Source organism: Ruegeria sp. AB11 (genome assembly GCF_056536325.1).
In genome coordinates this window covers 530,069-549,034 of record NZ_JBQFJO010000001.1, presented here as the reverse complement: position 1 = coordinate 549,034, position 18,966 = coordinate 530,069, and the positions used below count along the sequence as shown (strand labels likewise).

General features: G+C 53.1%; 17 protein-coding genes, 1 tRNA gene and 1 pseudogene. 8 read left to right on the top strand and 11 right to left on the bottom strand.

Annotation, left to right across the window (positions count from 1 at the left end; all coding sequences use genetic code 11):
- Positions 1-94: 94 nt before the first annotated feature.
- Together ACR3EJ_RS02870 and gntH (ACR3EJ_RS02865) are read left to right on the top strand one after the other, a co-directional pair.
- On the top strand, positions 95-1,201 hold the full coding sequence (locus ACR3EJ_RS02870; protein WP_170547487.1) for an alkene reductase: 1,107 nt from the start codon (positions 95-97) through the stop codon (positions 1,199-1,201).
- 694 nt (positions 1,202-1,895) lie between these two features.
- Positions 1,896-3,074, top strand: a complete 1,179-nt coding sequence (gntH, locus tag ACR3EJ_RS02865; RefSeq protein ID WP_170547489.1) for a guanitoxin biosynthesis MBL fold metallo-hydrolase GntH — start codon at positions 1,896-1,898, stop codon at positions 3,072-3,074.
- A gap of 314 nt (positions 3,075-3,388) precedes the next feature.
- Here the strand turns inward: gntH (ACR3EJ_RS02865) and ACR3EJ_RS02860 are convergent, their stop codons facing one another.
- The 3 genes from ACR3EJ_RS02860 to gntH (ACR3EJ_RS02850) all read right to left on the bottom strand — a co-directional run bounded on the left by ACR3EJ_RS02860 (position 3,389) and on the right by gntH (ACR3EJ_RS02850) (position 7,679).
- Positions 3,389-4,672, bottom strand: a complete 1,284-nt coding sequence (locus tag ACR3EJ_RS02860; protein WP_170547491.1) for a HupE/UreJ family protein — start codon at positions 4,670-4,672, stop codon at positions 3,389-3,391.
- Positions 4,665-6,419: a hypothetical protein gene (locus ACR3EJ_RS02855; protein WP_170547493.1), complete on the bottom strand. Its 1,755-nt coding sequence runs from the start codon at positions 6,417-6,419 to the stop codon at positions 4,665-4,667. The genes ACR3EJ_RS02860 and ACR3EJ_RS02855 overlap by 8 nt, the downstream gene beginning before the upstream one ends.
- Positions 6,420-6,485: 66 nt before the next feature.
- Positions 6,486-7,679, bottom strand: a complete 1,194-nt coding sequence (gntH, locus tag ACR3EJ_RS02850; protein WP_170547495.1) for a guanitoxin biosynthesis MBL fold metallo-hydrolase GntH — start codon at positions 7,677-7,679, stop codon at positions 6,486-6,488.
- Positions 7,680-7,804: 125 nt separating this feature from the next.
- Between gntH (ACR3EJ_RS02850) and ACR3EJ_RS02845 the strand changes: the two genes are divergently transcribed.
- The gene (locus ACR3EJ_RS02845) at positions 7,805-8,374 is read left to right on the top strand and encodes a TetR/AcrR family transcriptional regulator (protein WP_170547496.1); all 570 of its coding nucleotides are present in this window, start codon (positions 7,805-7,807) and stop codon (positions 8,372-8,374) included.
- Between the two features lie 382 nt (positions 8,375-8,756).
- Here the strand turns inward: ACR3EJ_RS02845 and ACR3EJ_RS02840 are convergent, their stop codons facing one another.
- The 7 genes from ACR3EJ_RS02840 to ACR3EJ_RS02810 all read right to left on the bottom strand — a co-directional run bounded on the left by ACR3EJ_RS02840 (position 8,757) and on the right by ACR3EJ_RS02810 (position 12,044).
- Positions 8,757-9,353: a hypothetical protein gene (locus ACR3EJ_RS02840; RefSeq protein ID WP_170547498.1), complete on the bottom strand. Its 597-nt coding sequence runs from the start codon at positions 9,351-9,353 to the stop codon at positions 8,757-8,759.
- Between the two features lie 195 nt (positions 9,354-9,548).
- Positions 9,549-10,034 carry a hypothetical protein gene (locus tag ACR3EJ_RS02835; protein WP_170547500.1) on the bottom strand — a complete coding sequence of 162 codons (486 nt, stop codon included), beginning with the start codon at positions 10,032-10,034 and terminating at the stop codon, positions 9,549-9,551.
- The gene (locus ACR3EJ_RS02830) at positions 10,027-10,191 is read right to left on the bottom strand and encodes a hypothetical protein (RefSeq protein ID WP_170547502.1); all 165 of its coding nucleotides are present in this window, start codon (positions 10,189-10,191) and stop codon (positions 10,027-10,029) included. The genes ACR3EJ_RS02835 and ACR3EJ_RS02830 overlap by 8 nt, the downstream gene beginning before the upstream one ends.
- Positions 10,184-11,245 (bottom strand): hypothetical protein, encoded by a 1,062-nt coding sequence (locus ACR3EJ_RS02825; protein ID WP_170547504.1) that lies wholly within the window; start codon positions 11,243-11,245, stop codon positions 10,184-10,186. Before ACR3EJ_RS02825 ends, ACR3EJ_RS02830 begins: the two co-directional genes overlap by 8 nt.
- Positions 11,246-11,446 carry a hypothetical protein gene (locus tag ACR3EJ_RS02820; RefSeq protein ID WP_170547506.1) on the bottom strand — a complete coding sequence of 67 codons (201 nt, stop codon included), beginning with the start codon at positions 11,444-11,446 and terminating at the stop codon, positions 11,246-11,248. It abuts the gene before it with no gap.
- Positions 11,425-11,931 (bottom strand): hypothetical protein, encoded by a 507-nt coding sequence (locus ACR3EJ_RS02815; protein WP_170547509.1) that lies wholly within the window; start codon positions 11,929-11,931, stop codon positions 11,425-11,427. The genes ACR3EJ_RS02820 and ACR3EJ_RS02815 overlap by 22 nt, the downstream gene beginning before the upstream one ends.
- Positions 11,932-11,950: 19 nt before the next feature.
- Positions 11,951-12,044, bottom strand: a tRNA-OTHER gene (locus ACR3EJ_RS02810).
- Positions 12,045-12,477: 433 nt separating this feature from the next.
- Between ACR3EJ_RS02810 and ACR3EJ_RS02805 the strand changes: the two genes are divergently transcribed.
- From ACR3EJ_RS02805 to ACR3EJ_RS02785, 5 genes are all read left to right on the top strand, one after another.
- Positions 12,478-13,395 (top strand): homocysteine S-methyltransferase family protein, encoded by a 918-nt coding sequence (locus ACR3EJ_RS02805; protein WP_480422615.1) that lies wholly within the window; start codon positions 12,478-12,480, stop codon positions 13,393-13,395.
- A 229-nt stretch (positions 13,396-13,624) separates the two neighbouring features.
- On the top strand, positions 13,625-14,770 hold the full coding sequence (locus ACR3EJ_RS02800) for a M24 family metallopeptidase (RefSeq protein WP_170547513.1): 1,146 nt from the start codon (positions 13,625-13,627) through the stop codon (positions 14,768-14,770).
- Positions 14,771-15,059: 289 nt separating this feature from the next.
- Complete coding sequence (locus ACR3EJ_RS02795) at positions 15,060-15,557, top strand: GFA family protein (RefSeq protein WP_480422612.1); 498 nt, start codon at positions 15,060-15,062, stop codon at positions 15,555-15,557.
- Positions 15,554-17,248, top strand: a complete 1,695-nt coding sequence (locus tag ACR3EJ_RS02790) for an adenylate/guanylate cyclase domain-containing protein (RefSeq protein ID WP_170547517.1) — start codon at positions 15,554-15,556, stop codon at positions 17,246-17,248. The genes ACR3EJ_RS02795 and ACR3EJ_RS02790 overlap by 4 nt, the downstream gene beginning before the upstream one ends.
- A gap of 58 nt (positions 17,249-17,306) precedes the next feature.
- Positions 17,307-18,140, top strand: coding sequence for an alpha/beta hydrolase family protein (locus ACR3EJ_RS02785; RefSeq protein WP_170547519.1), 834 nt, complete (start codon positions 17,307-17,309; stop codon positions 18,138-18,140).
- 57 nt (positions 18,141-18,197) lie between these two features.
- On the opposite strand, the pseudogene ACR3EJ_RS02780 reads toward ACR3EJ_RS02785, so the two are convergent.
- Positions 18,198-18,954: pseudogene (locus ACR3EJ_RS02780) on the bottom strand (IS5 family transposase).
- Positions 18,955-18,966 lie beyond the last annotated feature (12 nt).

Sequence of the window (18,966 nt, the reverse complement as noted above, 5' to 3'; positions counted from 1 at the left end):
CCTAAAACAAACTCAATCATGAGACAGTGACCCTAATATTGGACTGATTGGTCCAATAATATCTGAACGAAGTTTACCAAAGAAGGAAGCAGCAATGGCTGATGAAAAACTGTTCTCCGGCATCAAAGCTGGTGCAATCGAGCTGAAAAACCGCGTTGTCATGGCGCCATTGACCCGCAACCGGGCAAGAGCCGAGGATGACAGTGTCCAAGAATTGCAGGCCAAGTACTACGCCCAGCGGGCGGGTGCAGGTCTGATCATCACGGAGGCTTCGCAAATCTCGCCCCAAGGCAAGGGCTATGCCTGGACGCCCGGCATTTATTCCGAAGCGCAGATCGACGGCTGGAAAAAAGTGACTGAGGCCGTCCATGCCAAGGACGGGAAGATTGTAATCCAGCTTTGGCATGTAGGCCGGATTTCGCATTACAGCTTGCAGCAGGATGGTGGCGCCCCTGTTGCACCATCCGCAATTGGAGCTAAGGCCAAGACGTTTGATGGTGAGCAGTTTGTTGAAACATCTGAACCGCGGGCTCTGGCCATCGAAGAAATTGCTGGCATCGTTGCGGACTACCGGAGGGCCGCGGAAAACGCCAAAGAGGCCGGTTTCGACGGTGTCGAGGTCCACGCAGCCAACGGATACCTTATCGATCAATTCCTGCGAGACGAATCCAACAAGCGTGAAGACGAATACGGCGGTCCTGTCGAGAATAGAGCACGGTTCCTGAAAGAGGTTATGGACGTGGTTGTCGATGTCTGGGGCGCCGACCGCGTTGGTGTGCGCCTCAGCCCATTCTCGGACGCCAACAACATCTCCGACAGTGACCCGCAGGCGACATTCACCCATGCGGTCAAATTGCTGAATGGCTATGGGTTGGCCTATCTCCATCTCGTGGAGGGACAGACCGGCGGCCCGCGCGATATTCCGGAAGGTGGCGATCTGAAGGCGCTCTATGAATTGTTTGACGGTGCGAAAATGGGCAACAACGCTTATGACCGGGAAATGGCGGTTGAAGCGGTTGAAACCGGAGCCGTCGATCTGGTGGCCTTTGGCCGGCCGTTTATTTCCAACCCTGATCTTGTCAACCGGTTGGAGAAAGGCGCCGCTCTGAATGAGCTCGATCCAACTACCCTCTACGGCGGCAATGAAAAAGGGTACACCGATTACCCGGCACTAGTAGAGGAAGCGGTTGCCGCAGAGTAATACATCGCTCTAGCCTCCGTAGTGACAGGCAATACAAATAGAGTGAGCGCGCCGATTTGGACGCGCTCACTTCGCGGGTACGGCAATATCCTTTCTTGAAGCGGGGTTCTGTCACAAGTCTACGAATGGACTGCTTCCCTATGATCAGGGTTGAATATTTCCAATCAGAATGCACTTTTGATTGAGAGGCGCCCGGTTTTAGTTGAAGAAGATGTGCGGTGACTACCATCAATTGAACGCGATTCTCGAACAGCGCATTGTTATGGGCAAATCGTGCAAACTTATGCGCAAATGGCGCGCAATATTTTGGGCGAATGTCTTCAATTTTTGTGAGTAAAATCAATGGCGGGGATGCAGCGTTATGAGCGCCCCTACATCTAGTGTAGGGGCGCCCATAGTTTTGCATTTCGCCTAAAGATTTGCATCTTTGGCCCAAAGCCTTGGGCGCAATAGCCACCCACTGATTTTCGAATTCAAAGCTAATTTCGCACAGTGCAAATTTTGGTTGGCCCAATGCTATGGTCGTGGCCCCCGTGAAGCTTGTCTGCTTTTGAGCACTACTGTTCGTCTAAATGGCGAAGTAGAGCAAACGGGATATCAAGTGCGGTTGCCAATCAGATTACTGATTCGTCGACTGATCGATGGTTTTTTGTTTAAGTGGTTCTGCCGCAATCTATGACGAAAGGAGCGTGATATGAAAAGCGTTGCTGATAAAAGCAAAGGGCGCAGCGCCGCTGTTCTTATTGTTGCCCTGGCGATGTCAATTGCCCCACTCGGCGCGTTGGCCGAGGAAAGGCCAGCATCCCAGTTTCTTCCGAACACCGAAATGCTGGGCGTCGAGGAAATGCGGATAACGGCTCTAGGCACCGGATTGCCTACACCGCTCACCGTTGCTCAGAAGTCGTCCGCCTGGATGGTGGAGCTTGGAAATGGAGATGTGTTTCTTTTCGATCTCGGAACTGGTTCTATGACGAACCTTTTCGGTTTACGGCCCGATTTTTCCCGGATCGACAAGATCTTCCTTAGCCACCTCCACACAGATCATTTTGGTGATCTTGACGCCTTCATCGTCGGAAGCTGGCTCAGCGGCAGATTTACGCCGCTTCACGTCTACGGACCAAACGGCACAAGCCCAGAACTTGGAACAAAAGCCGCGGTCGATGGCATCATGGCGGCGCTTGCTTGGGATATATCGGGACGTACGGGGTTGCTCCCTGATGCAGGTGGAAGGGTCGAGGTGCACGAATTTGATTACCATAAGGAAAATGAGATCATCTATGAGAATAACGACGTGACAATCCGCTCTTGGCCTGCAATCCATACTTTGGATGGGCCGGTAAGCTATCGGTTGGATTGGAACGGCTTGAGCTTTGTTTTTGGCGGTGACACGCGGCCAAACAAGTGGTTCAATAAATACGCCAAAGGGGTCGATTTTGCGATCCACGAATGCTTTCCAACCCCGGCTGGCCTAGCGAAGTTTAACGATTGGGAACTCAAAGAGGCGACTTACGTTTCGTCCTACATTCACACCCCGCCGGAAGCCTTTGGAAAGGTAATGTCGGAAATCGAACCGCGGATGGCTGTCGCGTATCACACTGTTTTGACCCCGGATATACAGCAGGGCATGGTCGACGGGATACGTGCGACATATGACGGGCCCTTGACCGTGGCAACGGATCGAATGGTTTGGAACGTAACCAAGGACTCGATCACCGTCAGAATGGCGGTCTTTGCTGACAGGGTTACGCCTCCAACAACCACAAAGGCCTACAAGGAAGCCCCGCGAAGCGATGCAGTAGATGGGAATATGTCCGATTTCATCATGGACGGCGTTTGGGAAGGCTTCCAGCCGCCTCCGTTGCCCAAGGAGTGAACGGTGGCTGGTTCGCGACGGAACTTGTTTGGGCCAGACCGACAGAAAGCACTCGTTGTGTAATGGATTGAGCCCCGTTGCGTGCGTGCGCACTTGGTGATTGTTGGTCGAGTTATGTCTCGAAAATGCAAATAGATAAGCGGACATCCAAAAGAACTGGCCCTATGGTTGCTTTGTCCCGTTCAGCCTACCTTGGCTCCTTATTGTGAACTTCGGTTGTCCGGTTTGAGCCCATTCTGCCTAATGTTGCGGAACAGCAGAAAGTTCGCTTTCTTTCACACGCATTCATCACGGCACGCGCCATCGCAATGACCTTAAGCCAACGTGGAATAAACCTCGGCAACTCGCTGAAAGGTCCAATAGCAGGCGATAGCCGCACATCCACCGGCTAAGCCCACTCGTAGGGACATCCACAAACTGGAGTTCACGCGCCGACACATTATTAAGGCAGGCCAGAGCACAAGAATAATGGCGACCTGGCCGAGCTCGACGCCAAGATTGAATGCAAGCAGGCTTTGCCAGATGTTTGGGGATGTAACCTGCAAAATCTTGTGCAACACAAAGCTAAACCCAAGCCCGTGCAAGAGGCCAATCAGCGTCGTCAGAAGCACCATCGTGACCTCAGAGCGCGCGCTGTCCTTAAAACTCATAAACGCTGCGACAGCTGCAAATATGATAGAAAGCGCGATTCCGGTTTCGACGGCAGGAACAAACCACGCGCCCGATGGTACAAACCCGAAAAACCCCAGAGACAGCGTCACGCTATGCCCAACGGTAAAACCGGTTGCACGCAGCAATAGCGCCCTGAGGGTCTGCGCTCCAATGACCAAACACACAACAAAAAGAACATGATCCAATCCTTCGAGGATATGTCGTATACCTTCCAAGACAAAACTCAGGAATCCTCCATACCCCTCTTGCTGAACCACCAATGGTTCAGTCATCAGGCCCCGAGATCGGAATATCTGTGGTGTGTCCGACGCGTAGTCGAGAATGAGGTTGGCCGTTTGGTCCTGATCGGGCAAGCCGGGGTCCAGCACGTTGGTAATGCTGTAAGATTGGACTGGGCCGTCAGTGTCATAATGCAGGACGAGATCGACAATTGTGTCACCAACAAAAAGCGGTGGCGTTAAGGCCGTTTCGGTGTCCACGGCCTGTTGAGCTTCGGCCAAAGTTGCAAATCCGGGCTCATTTCCAACTCGATGCAAGCGAACGGACTTAACTGTTCCTCTTAAGCGCTGATTGTCGACCAACAGATGCAACCCACCTTCGGCGAATTGCCCCAGCCCATTGGGATCGCTCATGACAGCCTGCAAGTCGACAAAGTGCGCCAACTGACCGTCGCTCAAGGCATTAGTCGTGAATGGTGCAGCATTCGGCAAGGCGTCACCATCCTGATCACCGACCTTGTCTGCAACCAGATAAGGCATGGGCGTACGGATGTAGACACGCAGACCGCCTTCGGAATGCTCGACATGCGAAATTCGAACGTTAAGGTTTAGCAAAAAATGCGCCGAGGCTGACAGCGTCAGTGACAAAAGCACTCCGACAAACAGAGCGCCGAAAGCAAAAACCTTTGGTCTTAAACGCTCATACATTTGGATCTCGGGCCTCGATTACAGTTAATCCATCCAGCTTCCATTGCCCTGAATCAGGTACAACCTCGGCTAGCACCCGGAACGTGACCGCGCGTATATGGGCGTGTCCCCAATGACCGCCTTGGGCTTTCACTGTCCATTTTGCCAGAGTGCTAAATCCACCCGGTTTAAGGGTCGGGTCAACGCGCTCTACTTTCAGGGCACTAATACCTGTAACTGTAGCAAGACTGCCTCCCGGCGTTCGGATTACGAGACCACGTTCGACCTCTGTTGCGATGTCACCCAGAGATGCTGCCGTTACAATCTGTGCCAGCTCTGACTTTCTTGTGGCCGGCGAAACTTCCAGAGTCACCGTGCTCAAGTTCTCGACCATTGAGCGCAGTATATCTTCCGCAACCTGCAGCTCAGGGGGCTCGGGCTTGCTCCACGGTGATTCCTGCAAATATCCCGAAAATGCCAGAGTTGCAGAAGCAGCGGCAATCATGGCTACGCAACTGACACGCTTTGCAACTTTGCCCTCGCACAGCAGGAAAAAAACAAGTGAGGCGGCACTGATCATCCCGGAGATCAAAGTCATTGCCGGGTTCTGTCGTGTCTGCTGCTCAACTGGAATCTGAGTAACAGATGCTCTTTCGTATTTGAGCAGGTGGTTCTGCCAATGAAACTGAGGGTCTGCTGGAGTGACAGCTCCAAAGAATGGCCCGGCGATATCGTTTGAAATGGTCGCAACGCGGGAAATTTCCTCGTCAAACATATCCCATGTGACCGTCACCTGATCGGGAAGATCTGCCGATGAGAAAGACAGGATAGCTCCGATAAATGCATTGTTCACGGACACTTGCTTTCCGGGCTCGACAACCTGAAAACCCTGCGATGTCAGCTCCAGGAGTTTTGCTGTAGTGTTTGACGGTTGCACTAATTTGCCATCAATTGACACGGGGTTACGAGAAGTCAAAAAGGACGCCGCCTGGTTTACGATCAAGGCGCTATGCTGTGGCGAAAGCGTTTGCCCCACTTCGAAAGCTTCACCAATCCAAGGCGCCAGTTCACGCAAGCGGATCAGTGTTTCATGCCGAACTTCACGAGGTTCGATGTAAAGAAACGTGGATGTCCCGTCCTGAGCTTTTCGATTCAGGCTTTGAGCAGAAAAGCGGCTATCCCACGGATCAGGCCAGTGAATCTTTAGCTCTGCCGGCTTTGACAAGAAGCTGAAATCCGTGACCGGAACCTCGCGGTCAAAAACCTGCATCCCGATAGTCGCCAGTGGTTCACCATCCCGCGATGGCGGCACTAAAGTCAGCTCCTTGGGAACTGAGTTTTGAAACGGAAAGAACACTTCCGCGAATAAAACGCGCGGATCTTTTGGCGGGCTGGGAACAGCTTGCCCCGAGAATGGATCGCGCTGACCTGCAAGCGGCGAGGCCCGGTCTATGCGCGTTCGGTATTCCACCTTTCTGATATCAGCGTTTAGGGCCCGTTCGTCGCCTGCAACAATCGAAAGCGCCCGGCTTTCGGCTTGCGCATAACCTTGATTGGTATCTTGTTCAGCCTCCGGCTCACCCCCGACGAAATCTGATGACCATCCTATTGGCAACATATCCGCAAAGAACGGAATATCTTCGACATAGATCTCAAGGTCGACGTAGACCCCATCCTCTTTGACATGAAGGACAGCAATATTGGGGGCAACTTCTGAACCGTTTGTCAGAACGACATCCGCCGAAACGGCCAGTGCACTCGAGGCCATCACACTCAGCATCAGGAATAGTCGGCAGAGATACCGCCAAATTAGAATTTTGTTCACCCCTGAACGTTAATTTTCCGGCATTGGCGGTGGCGTGTAACCATCCCATTTGCCGGCTTGAACTTTTTCAGAAGGCTCTTTTTCTTTTGAGCGCGGTGCATTGATGTATTCGTCGCTCACAGCTGGTGGCAGAGCGTATTCGTCAACACTCGCTTCCCGAACAACGATCTGATCCTTAGTTACGTTTATCACCTGTAGATCGCGCGCCAGCGTGAGCGGTCCATCGTATGTCGAACGGACACCTTCCAGGATTGCCTGATAGTTTTCGGGTGAAAGAACAGAGTGATACCCTAGGGCCATGCGTGGCTCGACAGCGGACATAACTTTGCCGAAAGCCGCAGGTTCCGTATGAACGCGCGTAGCTACATAAGTCGCCTGTTTCATGTCCCAGCCAAAATAAGGGGCTAGCGCATCCGGAGGCAGGAAGGCCTCGTGAGACGCGATGTCCGCCCCTTTGGCATATTCTACATACCATTTGTTCGGGTATGTATCGCCACCAAAGACGTATTTCAGCCCATTCCATTCTAGAGAGTAGCTTACCGAGCCATCCAGACTGTGGATCGCAGGCCAGGAACGGATAGTTACGTCGTTCTCCTGATAAACAATCTCGTTTTCCTGCATGTAATCGAATTCAGTGACTTCAAGCTTGGCGCCATCATCCGGCAGCGCGCCCGTTCGCGTGGCCAAGTCCCAGGCGTAAGCTTTGGACATGCCCTCAACATAGGCTTTGGTGCCCAGTTCATCTTCTGATCCGGACGGGCCGAAGATGCGGAGCGGGGTATATCTGCCCGAAAGCCAACCTCCGACGTGGAGGCCCATGAAGTCTCCAACGTGATCAACATGCAAATGGCTGAAGAAGACCTTGTCGATCTTTGCGAAGTCCGGTCGCAGCGAAAACAGGTTTCCCGTTGCGCCAGTTCCTACGTCAAACAGAAAGACGTCCCCATTCCCAAGTTCCACATAAAACGAAATCGAAACGGCTGCCTTGGTTTGGTTTGGCATCCCCGTACCCAATGCCGTGATACGCATCTCATCCTCGCCGAGGATTTCAGTGTTGGGAAAGTAAGACGCGGGATATACACCGTTTTCGATTTCAGTGGCACTCCGACCCGTCGGCAAGGCGTTTTGGGCCGTGGCAGTGCCAGCCAGTGTCACGCCTAATGCCATCAATGTACCGGCTGCGGTTTTCATTAAGTTATTCATTGATCCCCCCTTCAAAGCGAAGCCTCGTAAGAGAACACGAAACCGTGAACCTCTCGTTCACCATAGACTTATCTACGGTAGAGCCATAGACTGCTCTATGTCAAATAAAGAATGCTATAATCTGAATGTCAGAATCCATCACTCGAAACTCACCAAAAAACGCCGCGACCAAGGAAGACTGGATATTGCTGGCCTACAAAGTTCTCAACGAGGGCGGCGTTTCCGCGATAAAGGTCGTGCCAATGGCAAAGCGAATGAACCTGACAAGCGGTAGCTTTTATTGGCATTTCAAGAATGTCCGTGAGCTTTTGGATGAGGTTCTCAGATATTGGGAGCAGGAACTGACTGACAAAGTGATCACACATGCAAAGACATTTGGCGGCCCCCCGGAAGACCGCATTCTTCTTCTCATGAAAAAGGTCATTGAAGAGGACGCCGCGTTGCCAGATCACGCTGTCTCAGTGTGGGCGAATACCGATGAGAAGGTAAGAGAAGCTTATCAAAGAACCATTGGCAAACGATTCCAGTTCGCCGCCTGGATGTTTGAACAGGCCGGGTTTTCGAAAGAAGATGCGAAATCGCGTGGAAGATTGATGGTGACTTCGCTAATGGGAGACTCTTCGACAGGTCTGAAAGCGCGAGGCGATTGGGAAAAGGTTGTAGAGCGGGAACATGCAATTCTTGTCGGAAAGTAGAACATAGAACAAGAAAGTTGCGCGGCATTGTAAGTTTGCTCGAAGCGGACAGCTAGTTTTTAATTGCCCCGTAGAAACAGCTCACGCAACAATGCCAGAAGCTGACGTTCAGTCTGTTACCATCAGGGTCCGCTTCGTCCGCATCTCGGCAGTTGCACAGTCTTGTTGCGAATGTCCGGTTTGGTCTGGTTGCGGTCAACCATGCTCATCACAGAGACTGATAGTACATGGTTCCGCAGAGCAGTGTTGGGGATGTGCTTATCCGGGGCGCTTTGGTTCCTAGCAGGAGAGGCGCTTAGAAGAAGCGCGCACTACTACAACGACAGTCGCCATATAATACTTCGTATGTTAAATATTGGGTAATGGCGGCAGGTAAGCTTTACTAGCGGTCTGGGTCTGTATCGAGTTTGCCCCAGAGATCATCAACCAGATCTGAGAAGCCATCATTCGAGACCTCCTTGGGCAGTAGACCGGCTCTTCGCCGGCGTTCGACCTCGGCCATTAGTTCTTCCTCTGTGGCTGTCTCAACCAAATCACATCGAAGAGTTTCAATCTCGTCCGCTGTCCACGACTCAAATTTGTCAGCGTAGAAGCCCAGGGAATACGGCTCGTCATCAGAAATCTGCTTGATCACAGCATTCCAATCTTCGCTTTGGTTCGTTTCCTTTTCGACCCTCTCATCTAGTTCGCGGATTGACTTGCGGATCATCGGCAGCAGCTCTGCCTCAACACCTTCTTCGCCCGCGCCGATCCCCGCAAGCCAAAGGTCTGCGATCTTGCGGACGAGCGCCCAAACCGTCAGATTTCGAGGGTGGCCTTTAATCCGGCCGCCGAGACCTCTTTCTTGAATGCCCAGCTGTTTAGCGGCCCGTTCGTTCATTCGGATATTGTAATCGGACACGTCCGCTAGTTCTGAATCGTTCTCAGCCACAGCTCGGGCGACCTCTTGATCACCAACATAGACAACCACCTTCAACATCCCGCTACCTCTTCCTTCGCCAGTTCATCACTCGGTCCAGGTGGCTGTAGTCCAGATCTCGTATGATCCTTTGCACTTGCTCTGGATCGACTTCGCGATCTTTTCCAGCGGTGCGGACGATGTGTCTGACGTAGACCGCCAACGCGACAATGATCACTGCGGATAAGATCAAGCTGAAATGCTCAGGCCCCATCACTAAGTCTTCTTCCTTGGGTCTTCGATCCCGAGGTCGTCGAACACGTTGCCGCTGCCATCAGTGATCTCGACATCATCGGTGTCCGTCACTAGATCCCAGGTGTTCTCTTTGACCCATTCATCCCGCCATTTGGGCGCATCGGTCGGACGCTGTGCAAAATCGGCGATTTGCTCGAAAATCATTTTGCGCAATGCAAGCCAGACCTCCGGACCCTCTTTGCGACGAGCTTGCAACTCTGCGATCAAGTCATCCAGAGGAACATCCTGTAACGGGCGTCCGAAGATTTCTTTTACTGAACAAACTTCGCCTCTTTTGTTCTCAGCGATCCACTCGTCTGTCCACTCGGGAACCTCGTCAGGCTTTGGCACGACTTCCACCACGTGCTCTTGCACAACCTCCAGCAATGCTGGCCAAAAATCTTCATCCGCTTTCAAACGCGCGCGAACCTCGGTAATCAGGTCATCGCTAGAAAGTTCGTCACTCATCTGTCTTGTCTTTCGGCTCAGTAACCTTTCGCGCCCGGATCTCATCCGCTGAGATCGGCTTGGTTAGTTTCGCTCGACCGGCCGCAATTTCAGCCTCCCGAAGCCTAAGCAAACGCAAGGTTTGTTTATCCAGCTCAACGTCGTCGTCATCACCCATCAGACTTCTCCCGAGTACAGTAACAGTGAGAACAGAGCACTTGAGACCCGTCGGCTGTCCGAACGATGTCACCAACGTGGCCACACTCTTCACACGTCACACCGCATCGAAATTCCATCCAGTCAGCGTACTCCTGAATGAGATCGTGGTATCGACTGAAATCGATGGAAATCTTGCCATCCCGGCCTTTCCTAATTTCCGAGATCTGAATAGTTCCAAGGTCCAGTGCCCTGAAATCCTGACTGAAGGAAAGCTTGTGGAGTGCTTGCGAAATCATGACGAGCCAGCCCTTTCCGACAGCAGGAACAAGAGATGCGCAATCCGGAGAAACGAGGTCTGGATAGTTTTCTACAATGTCCAGCCTCAGGCTGTCGGGCCAGGATTCTTCAGCGCCCTCAAATCGCCGCCGCAGAGCATCATTGTAGCACCAGCTGCAAAGCGTCGTCACAAACCCAAGGAAGTTCTGGCGTTGGGCAGAATTAGAACAACCTTCACAGGTTTGCTCAATCTGATCGACACGCCATTGAATCTCTTCACTCGCAGCCTGGTTGCAGTCCGGGCCCTCATAGACGCGCAAGCCTCCCCATTTCTGTTTGATCTGAACGATGGACGGGTGTTCATCACCAAACAGGTCGGGCTGCTCGTCGATCAACCTTTTCACTTTCTCAAGTGCAAGCGTAAGCTGCTCCACCCACCCGGCACGATACTCACCAAGCTGCTTGAAGACGCTTCCATGAATATCGTTCCAGTCGACAACACTGCTCATCACTGACCTCCCGGCCCGCGCCTCTTTTAGATCATGTGAAACCTCCGCCATAGCAGTCATCATACGGTCGACCACTTCGCGGTCATCACACTCGACATGCAGAACCTCGGTCGACCATGTGACGTCAGAGACGTGCGGAGCTGGGTAGTTGTGCGCCATCACCAAACGCATCTCTTCGGCGTACCAGGCGTCAAATGAGCGGAGATCATCTGGCGCTCCATGGTTCTCGATCACACCTCGGACCTTTTCCCGAAATTCCTTCCAGCTCTTTTCGACATCATCCATCATTCACATTCTCCAGAACTTGGTCTTGTTGAGATGGAAGACCCCTCCCGGGATATGGCAAAGGGCAATCGGCGGGACATGACCGGTGGCCAGTGAGCCCGTATTCATGAGCTTCCGGGCGTAGTCCTCATCGTCATAGTCTTCCATAATCTTATCGAAGTTCACTTGTTGTTCGGCGGTCATCACCAGTTCTTCTTCACGCACGCGGGGCACCGATTACGGTCATCCGTTCGGTCGATCTGACCGAAAAAGCCACAGACCGAGCACGTCATTTGATCTCGAATGGGCTTCTTTCGAACGCCAAACAGCCGGTGCCGTTCCGGATGGCGCTTGCTCGCGACATCATGTGCGCACCAACAGCACAGGGTCGTGTACCAGCCGTCCAGAAGTTGGGTCTCGGCACTATTCCCGCATCGTTCACAGCTGTGATTTGCACGCGCAATCGTCTCAGAGATCATCGACTGGATGTGTCGATCATTACACCTGTGGTAGATGCGGAGCTCTCCCAGCCTCTCCTTGATCTGGAGGACAAAGGGGTAGGTGGCACCCTTCAGTTCGCAGTATTCCTTAACCTCTGTGAAGAGCTTTGTGGTCAAGCCGGACCAGCCTTCGGGTGTGCGTCCGAGGCTCTCCTCGACCGATTGCTTGATGTCGTCGAAATCAATCGCGTTCGTAACTTCGTCCGCCATGTCGGACACCTCCTGAGGATGGTAGGAGGCGTCGGAATCGAACCGACTCGTGCACTCTAATCTGGAGCAATTACAAGGATATAAGCCTCGCCCGCATACCAATACTGCCTCCCACGGATTTCGCGTGGGTTATCGACCTCAGGCCGATATTCGATGGCAGTGGATGCGTGTATACGTCATGACCGGAAGCTGAACCAGTTAGGGCCACTGTGTCAAGTCGGAGCGCGCGGCAGCCCGAGATTCACCGCGTAGTTCTGGGAACCTTCTAGCTTAACGTGTGCCCAAATGACTGAAGCAACTTATTTGGAGGGTTGGTCAGCATGCTGTAGGTCTCACATAGTGAGACGATTCGATACTCGATGTTCAAGGTTAGAACGGTACAGCCACGCTTGTTCAGAATCTCCGGTGGTTCGCGCCTAGATATGCCCAGCCGATACCGCAAATGCAGAAAGCGTCCGAACGGACAAGTAAACACCTCAGTTTTGCAGAAGATCTGATCATTGTTATTGTGGATGCGGAGTAATGCCGGTGTTCGAGGGGGGCAAAATGGCGCGGAGACTTCCAGGCGAGGGTGACAAGAAATTTTTGGTTTATGCAGGTACAGGTACGGACCTGATTTTTAATCACGGTATCGAGCTTCCGGGTTTTGCGTCGTTTCCCTTGCTGGAGAAGCCTGACACCCGGGCTGTTCTGGCCGGACAAATGCAAGCGCTCGTGCAATTGGCCGGCGATATGGGTGTTGGGTGCATTCTCGACGCACCGACATGGATGGCCAATGCCGACCGTGCTGCACCTTTGGGCTACGATGCTGAACGTCTTCGTGAGGTAAACAAGGATGGTGTCGCACTGATGGAGGAGGTGCGCAATGCTTCTGGGCGGGAAGACGTTTTGGTTTCCGCCTGCGTTGGCCCAAGATACGATCCTTACGCTGACATCCCACCCATGACAGTTGAACAGGCGCGCAGCTACCACAGTGTGCAACTCGCTGTTCTGAAAGAAACCAGTGTTGATCTGGTGACCGCGTACACGTTCAACCGCCTAAGCGAGGCTGCTGGCTGTGTTCTGGCTGCAAGAGATATTGGTTTACCCATCATTTTGTCATTGGTCGTCGAAACCGATGGCTGTTTGGCTGACGGCACAAAACTTGTTGATGCCATAGACCAGATCGAAGCAGAAACAGACGGCGCAGCTCTGTTCCACATGGTCAACTGCGCACACCCGACGCACTTTGCCGACGCGCTCAACGCGCATCCAAGGCTCAAAGGTGTTGTTGCCAATGCATCAAGTTGTTCGCACGCAGAATTGGATGAGGCCGATACCTTGGATGAAGGAGATCCCGCGCAGCTCGGCCAAGAAATTGCGGATGTCCTGCGGGAAAACCCGTCTATCAGGGTGTTTGGCGGTTGCTGCGGTACTGATATGCGACACCTGAGGGAAATGGCTTTGGAGGTAGGTCGCAGATAGCGCTGCTATTTTACTTACGGCGGCGTATCACCGTATGCGTGAAGCTTGATGATAGGCTTTAACGGGAAAATCAGTGATCAGAGAAGTAATTCCGATAAAATGCAGGCGAAGCGTCAAGACAGGTGCTTGATTTTGCTTTGATAGACCGTGGACCAAACGCGTTCTACGGTCTCGATCACGCAACTCAATTTGAGAAGCTCAACTGATACCTTCAGGATGGAGACTGACGATGTTTGCCTCGAGGATGAAAAGCTTTCGCACTCATATGCAAGAAGCCGGAATCGACGTTGCTCTCATCACCGATGACGACAACGTTTATTATCTGACAGGCTATTATGACTACCTCCATATGGAGTTCGGACGCCCAACCATTCTGGTTGTGCACAGGTCTGGCGAAAGCCTGCTGATCACGCCGACAATAGACCTGAATACGGCACTTTCAGCGGCACACGTTGATCGTATCGCGGCCTGGAATGACGGTATGGGTGAAGAGTGGCGGCTGGAGTTACCCAAAGCAGTCAAGACTGCAAAGCGCGTCGGGATTGAGCCTGATCATATACCGCCTGTTGTGCGGACATATCTGGATACGTTGGTCTCGGGGGAAAATCTGGTCAGCGCCACACCGATATTGGCTGAAATGCGAATGATAAAATCCGCCCAGGAACTTCAATTGGCCCGGCATGCCGGGCAAGTTGCAAGCGCTATGATGGACGCCGGACGCAACGCCATTGCAGACGGAGTGCCGGAGTTCGAAGTTGCGCTTGCCACGTCCCGGGCCGGAACACGAAAGGCCGCGGAGCTTTTAGTGGCGCATTACGATGACGCGGATATGTCGCCCAACACTCATTTTTTGCAAATAATGGCGTCGGGCGATACCATCACCAAAACCCATCATCGCGCCTCAACCCGGATTATGAAACGGGGCGAACCGGTGTTTTTGTGCTTTTGCGGTATGACCAATTTTCACCGCTTCAAACTTGGCTTTGACCGCACCTTTTGGATCGGTGAGATGGCGGATAAACAACAAGAGCATATCTATGAGGTTGCTGTAGCAAGTCAGGCCGCCGCACTGGCTGAGCTGCGCCCAGGTGTGACCGCCGAAAGTGTCCATGCGGCCTATGCCGAGGTTATTCAGGGGGCGGGGTTTGAATACCCGTTCCGGTGTGGCCGTGCGACTGGCTATAGCTTTTTGGAAAAGCCGCAGTTGGTCACCGGCGACACGACAGTATTGCAGCCAGGGATGGTTTTCGCTGTTGATGGTTCAGTATCAGTCGATACATTTCGTGCGCAGGTCGGCGACAGTTTCATAATCACCGAAGATGGCTGGGAAGCAATAACAGAACATCCAAAGTCCTTGGATGCAGTTATCCTTTGACTTTCCAACCAGCGCCGTCTTTTGAATGCACTTACACAGCGAATGGTCGAGATGGCGAGCCGGGCCTCAACATTTTGAAAATTTTACTCTACGATCTCGCGATTACGTTGCATCTTTAGACATCCGCAACGCGAATGGGTGCGCGAAGTTGGAAGGACAATCGGCACCTTCGAAAATGCAATTTCAGAGGGGAACAAGCTACTTTGGGACCCGGCGATTGGAATGTATAACTGACAGGGCATTGGAGAAAAAGGCGTAGCGGAAAACTTACGTTAACAGCCATTGCTCGATGGGGGGTAGAGGGAAAATGAGCGGCGATTCTGAAACCTACCAAGGAATCTGCTATTGCGGCGCATGTAGTGTTTCTGCTGCCGGTAAGCCGATGGTCATGGCATATTGTCATTGCCACTCTTGCAGAAAATGGCATTCGGCGCCGGTTAATGCATGGTGTCTTTGGTCGGCAGACAATGTCTCTTTGTCAGGACCGACGGTTCAATCGGACAAGAATGATGAAAGCCATCGTGTTTCCTGTGGTAAATGCGGGGGTGCATTGATGAATATCAAACCCGGTAAGGACATCGTCGCGGTTTACGCGATGTCGCTGGCCGAATCCGCGTTGAGCTTTGAGCCAACCTTTCACATCTTCTATGGCGAGCGTGTTTTCGACATGGCCGACGGCCTGCCGAAGTGGAAGACGGTTCCGACATCGTTCGGAGGGGATGGTGTCGCTATGCCCGAACCAGACAAAACCGGTTGGATTTCCTTGAACACGCGAGCCCAAGGGTGAAGCGCAAACTTACCTCGATCTTGGCTGCCGACATTGTCGGCTTCTCGCGGCTTGTGGAAGCTGCCGAGGAAGCCACACTGGCGCGTCAGAAAGAACTGCGCCTGTCCGTGTTCGACCCCGGCATCAAGCAGGCTGGGGGTAAGATCATCAAGTCGACAGGCGACGGATTTCTGGCCGAATTTTCAAGCGTTGTGGAAGCGGTTCGGTTCGCGATAGCGGCGCAAGAAGCGGTTCGCGCAGAGGAAGAATCCGTGCCTCAAGATCGGCAGATCAGTTACCGCATGGGCCTTCACATAGGCGATGTGGTTGTGGATGACGGTGATATCTATGGCGACGGTGTGAATCTTGCCGCTCGCTTAGAAGGTGCCGCCCCAACGGGCGGGATTTGCATCTCCGCTGCCGTCCGTGACCAGATCGTTGGCGTAATGGACGAGCTGTTCGCTGATGTCGGTGAATTGACATTAAAAAACATCTCGCGCCCGATCCGCGCCTTTGTTTGGCCCCCGGACCAAGATGGAGCGCAGGACAGTGTCAGCACACCACCCATCGGTGGTACATCCAGGAAACCGACCATAGCCCTCGCGGCATTCGAAGCCCTTGGCAGCAATGATGATGCCAAGATGCTGGCAGAAGCCTGCAATCACACCGTTGAGGCGGCGCTTGCCAATCTGACGGGATTGGATCTGATCGCTCTCAACGCGGACCCGGACCATATCGCTACGGCGGTGTTTCAGGCCTCTGGAAACCAGGTCCGCGCCACACTCAAGCTGCGTGAGACGAGTACATCGGCAACCTACCTGACCCAACGGATGAACGGTGATCTTTCCGATCCTTTCGCGGCAGAAGATCTGTTGTCAGGGGAAATCGCAACAACGATCCGATATGGAATTCTGCAACGAATTGCTGAGCACGCAGCTGAGACAGAGACAAACGACTCCGAGGCAATGCTGAATCTTGCGGGGCACTTCATGATGGGATCGCAGCCTGAAGAATGGGAGGCTGCGGGCCGTCTGTTGGACAGGATCCTGACACTCCAGCCACGCAATTTTATGGCCGTTGGGATGAAGGCGAACACGTTGATCGGCGAATTGGTATGGGGTTACCGTCCGATACACCCGGAGGATATCGAAGCGGCCGACGCCGGGTTGAGCAAGGCGGTATCGTTGAATGATCAAAGCGACTACTTGCACCTGATCCGGGGGATTTTTCACTACGGTATTACTGGCGATCTGGATGCGGCGGTGCGGTGTGTTGAACGTGGGTTCGAAATCAGTCCGCAGTTTGCCCAGGGACATATGGTACTGGGCTGGATTCAGAACCTGATGGGCCAACCAGAGCTAGCGCTAAAGTCCATTAAGAAGGGCTCGTTTTCTTTGGCCAAGAACCGGATATATCACCGTGTTCCACAAGCTTTGGCACAAACCTATCTGGTTATGGGTGATTTTGAGAATGCCATCGCCAACGCCAACCGGGCTCTACAAAACTCGCCAGGGTTGCCGGTCGCTCAATTGTATCTTGCCAGCGCTGCGGGTCAGGCTGGTCTACATGATCAAGGAGCGAGGGCACGGGAGGCCCTTTTGGCATCAGATCCGGACTTCCGGGTTAGTGGTGTGCGCAGGTTCCATTTTCAGGACCCCACACGTTGGGACGCAATCCTGAATGGGCTTCGTTTGGTGGGACTGCCCGAGTAAGCTCTCTCGGGAATTTCTGTGTTGAAGTGTGCTAACATCAATCCCCGAGGGGGACATGATGCACAACAAAGTAATGGCCGTTTTTGTTTTACTCGTGAGTTCAGGGCAGGCAATCGCCCTTGATTGTGGTGACAAAACAAAGTCGTGCAAAATTGAAACTGGAGAATATCATATCGTCCTTCCGGACGATTGGCAGGGTGGACCTGCTGTGATGCACCTGCACGGTTATGGGGGTACAGGTGAGAATATTGTCGGGAACACGGCGTTTGTTGAAGAATTTACCAAGCGAGGATACGCATTTATCGCGCCGACCGCGCTCCCTTGGTTGGATGGTAAACCCACCGACTGGTCTGTTCGAGACGGTTGGAACACCTACCCCCGCTCAGACGTAAGGTTTCTCCGTGAAGTTTTGGCTGACGCTGCCCTTCATGCAAACGTGAATGTGGGCCGGGTGTTGCTGACAGGGTTTTCCAGAGGCGGATCAATGGCCTGGGAAGTTGCTTGTCATGCACCGGATTTGGCTCTTGGTTACGCGCCGGCGTCCGGTGGTTTCTGGCTCCCGGCGACCGAAGATTGTCTAAAGCCGGTACACTTGCTCCATACCCACGGGTTTGCCGACAAAGTTGTTCCGCTTGAAGGTCGCGCAATACACAGCGAGGAGTTTGACGTTACCATCACGCAAGCAGATATCTGGCAAGGCCTGTCGATGTGGCGGCAAGAAAACAAATGCCCACCCAATGCTGCACACCACGAAATGACCGAAGGTCTGTGGCGCAAACGCTGGAACTGTGAATACGGTAGTCTCGAAATCATTCTGCACGACGGAGGGCACGGTTACCCAAAAGGATGGAGCTCCATAGCGCTTGATTGGTTTGAAAGTCTGGAAAACTGACACACCATCAATTCCAATGAAATTTGGTTTTGCCACGGTGAGACTTAGGGTCAGGACTCATAGCCAATAGATAACGAGTGCTGCGAGGGCGATTGCTGACAGGAAAACCTTCGGGCACCTGTCGTAGCGGGTTGCCACGCGCCGCCAATCCTTCAACCTGCCGAACATGATCTCGATCCGGTTGCGCCGTTTGTAACGACGCTTGTCGTACTTAACCGGTTTCTTCCGCTGCTTCCGGCCAGGGATGCAGGCGCGTATCCCTTTGTCTTTCAACGTTTCCCAGAACCAATCGGCGTCATAGCCACGATCCCCGAGCAGCCAATCGACATCCGGCAGGCTGCTCAGCAGTGCCCGCGCACCAATGTAATCGCTGACCTGACCGGCGGTGATGAACAGGTTGAGCGGACGTCCCCGACTGTCGCAGATGGCATGCAACTTGGTGTTCATGCCGCCCTTGGTGCGACCGATCAGGCGTCCACGCCCCCTTTTTTGACGCCCAAACTGGTTGCGGTACGGTGGGCCTTCAGGTAGATGGCATCGATCATCACAGTCTTCTCTTCACCGTGTTCGGCAGCCAGACCGGCCATCATCCGGGCGAAGATGCCTTTGTCGCTCCACCGCTTCCAACGGTTATAGAGCGTCTTGTGTGGGCCATAAGCCGAAGGGGCATCGCGCATCTCAACCCATTGCGATTAATGAAGATAATGCCGCTCAAAACACGTCGATCATCAATGCGTGGTTTGCCGTGGGACTTGGGGAAGAAAGGCTCAAGACGCGCCATCTGCGCATCCGTCAGCCAGAAAAGACCAGACATGGTCACCGCTCG

Excerpts from the sequence above, each read along its gene's own strand:
- ACR3EJ_RS02870 (WP_170547487.1), top strand. The coding sequence starts at position 95 with ATGGCTGATGAAAAACTGTTCTCCGGCATCAAAGCTGGTGCAATCGAG.
- gntH (WP_170547489.1), top strand. The coding sequence starts at position 1,896 with ATGAAAAGCGTTGCTGATAAAAGCAAAGGGCGCAGCGCCGCTGTTCTT.
- ACR3EJ_RS02860 (WP_170547491.1), bottom strand. The coding sequence starts at position 4,672 with ATGTATGAGCGTTTAAGACCAAAGGTTTTTGCTTTCGGCGCTCTGTTT.
- ACR3EJ_RS02855 (WP_170547493.1), bottom strand. The coding sequence starts at position 6,419 with ATGGCCTCGAGTGCACTGGCCGTTTCGGCGGATGTCGTTCTGACAAAC.
- gntH (WP_170547495.1), bottom strand. The coding sequence starts at position 7,679 with ATGAATAACTTAATGAAAACCGCAGCCGGTACATTGATGGCATTAGGC.
- ACR3EJ_RS02845 (WP_170547496.1), top strand. The coding sequence starts at position 7,805 with ATGTCAGAATCCATCACTCGAAACTCACCAAAAAACGCCGCGACCAAG.
- ACR3EJ_RS02840 (WP_170547498.1), bottom strand. The coding sequence starts at position 9,353 with ATGTTGAAGGTGGTTGTCTATGTTGGTGATCAAGAGGTCGCCCGAGCT.
- ACR3EJ_RS02835 (WP_170547500.1), bottom strand. The coding sequence starts at position 10,034 with ATGAGTGACGAACTTTCTAGCGATGACCTGATTACCGAGGTTCGCGCG.
- ACR3EJ_RS02830 (WP_170547502.1), bottom strand. The coding sequence starts at position 10,191 with ATGGGTGATGACGACGACGTTGAGCTGGATAAACAAACCTTGCGTTTG.
- ACR3EJ_RS02825 (WP_170547504.1), bottom strand. The coding sequence starts at position 11,245 with ATGATGGATGATGTCGAAAAGAGCTGGAAGGAATTTCGGGAAAAGGTC.
- ACR3EJ_RS02815 (WP_170547509.1), bottom strand. The coding sequence starts at position 11,931 with ATGGCGGACGAAGTTACGAACGCGATTGATTTCGACGACATCAAGCAA.
- ACR3EJ_RS02805 (WP_480422615.1), top strand. The coding sequence starts at position 12,478 with ATGGCGCGGAGACTTCCAGGCGAGGGTGACAAGAAATTTTTGGTTTAT.
- ACR3EJ_RS02800 (WP_170547513.1), top strand. The coding sequence starts at position 13,625 with ATGTTTGCCTCGAGGATGAAAAGCTTTCGCACTCATATGCAAGAAGCC.
- ACR3EJ_RS02795 (WP_480422612.1), top strand. The coding sequence starts at position 15,060 with ATGGGGGGTAGAGGGAAAATGAGCGGCGATTCTGAAACCTACCAAGGA.
- ACR3EJ_RS02785 (WP_170547519.1), top strand. The coding sequence starts at position 17,307 with ATGCACAACAAAGTAATGGCCGTTTTTGTTTTACTCGTGAGTTCAGGG.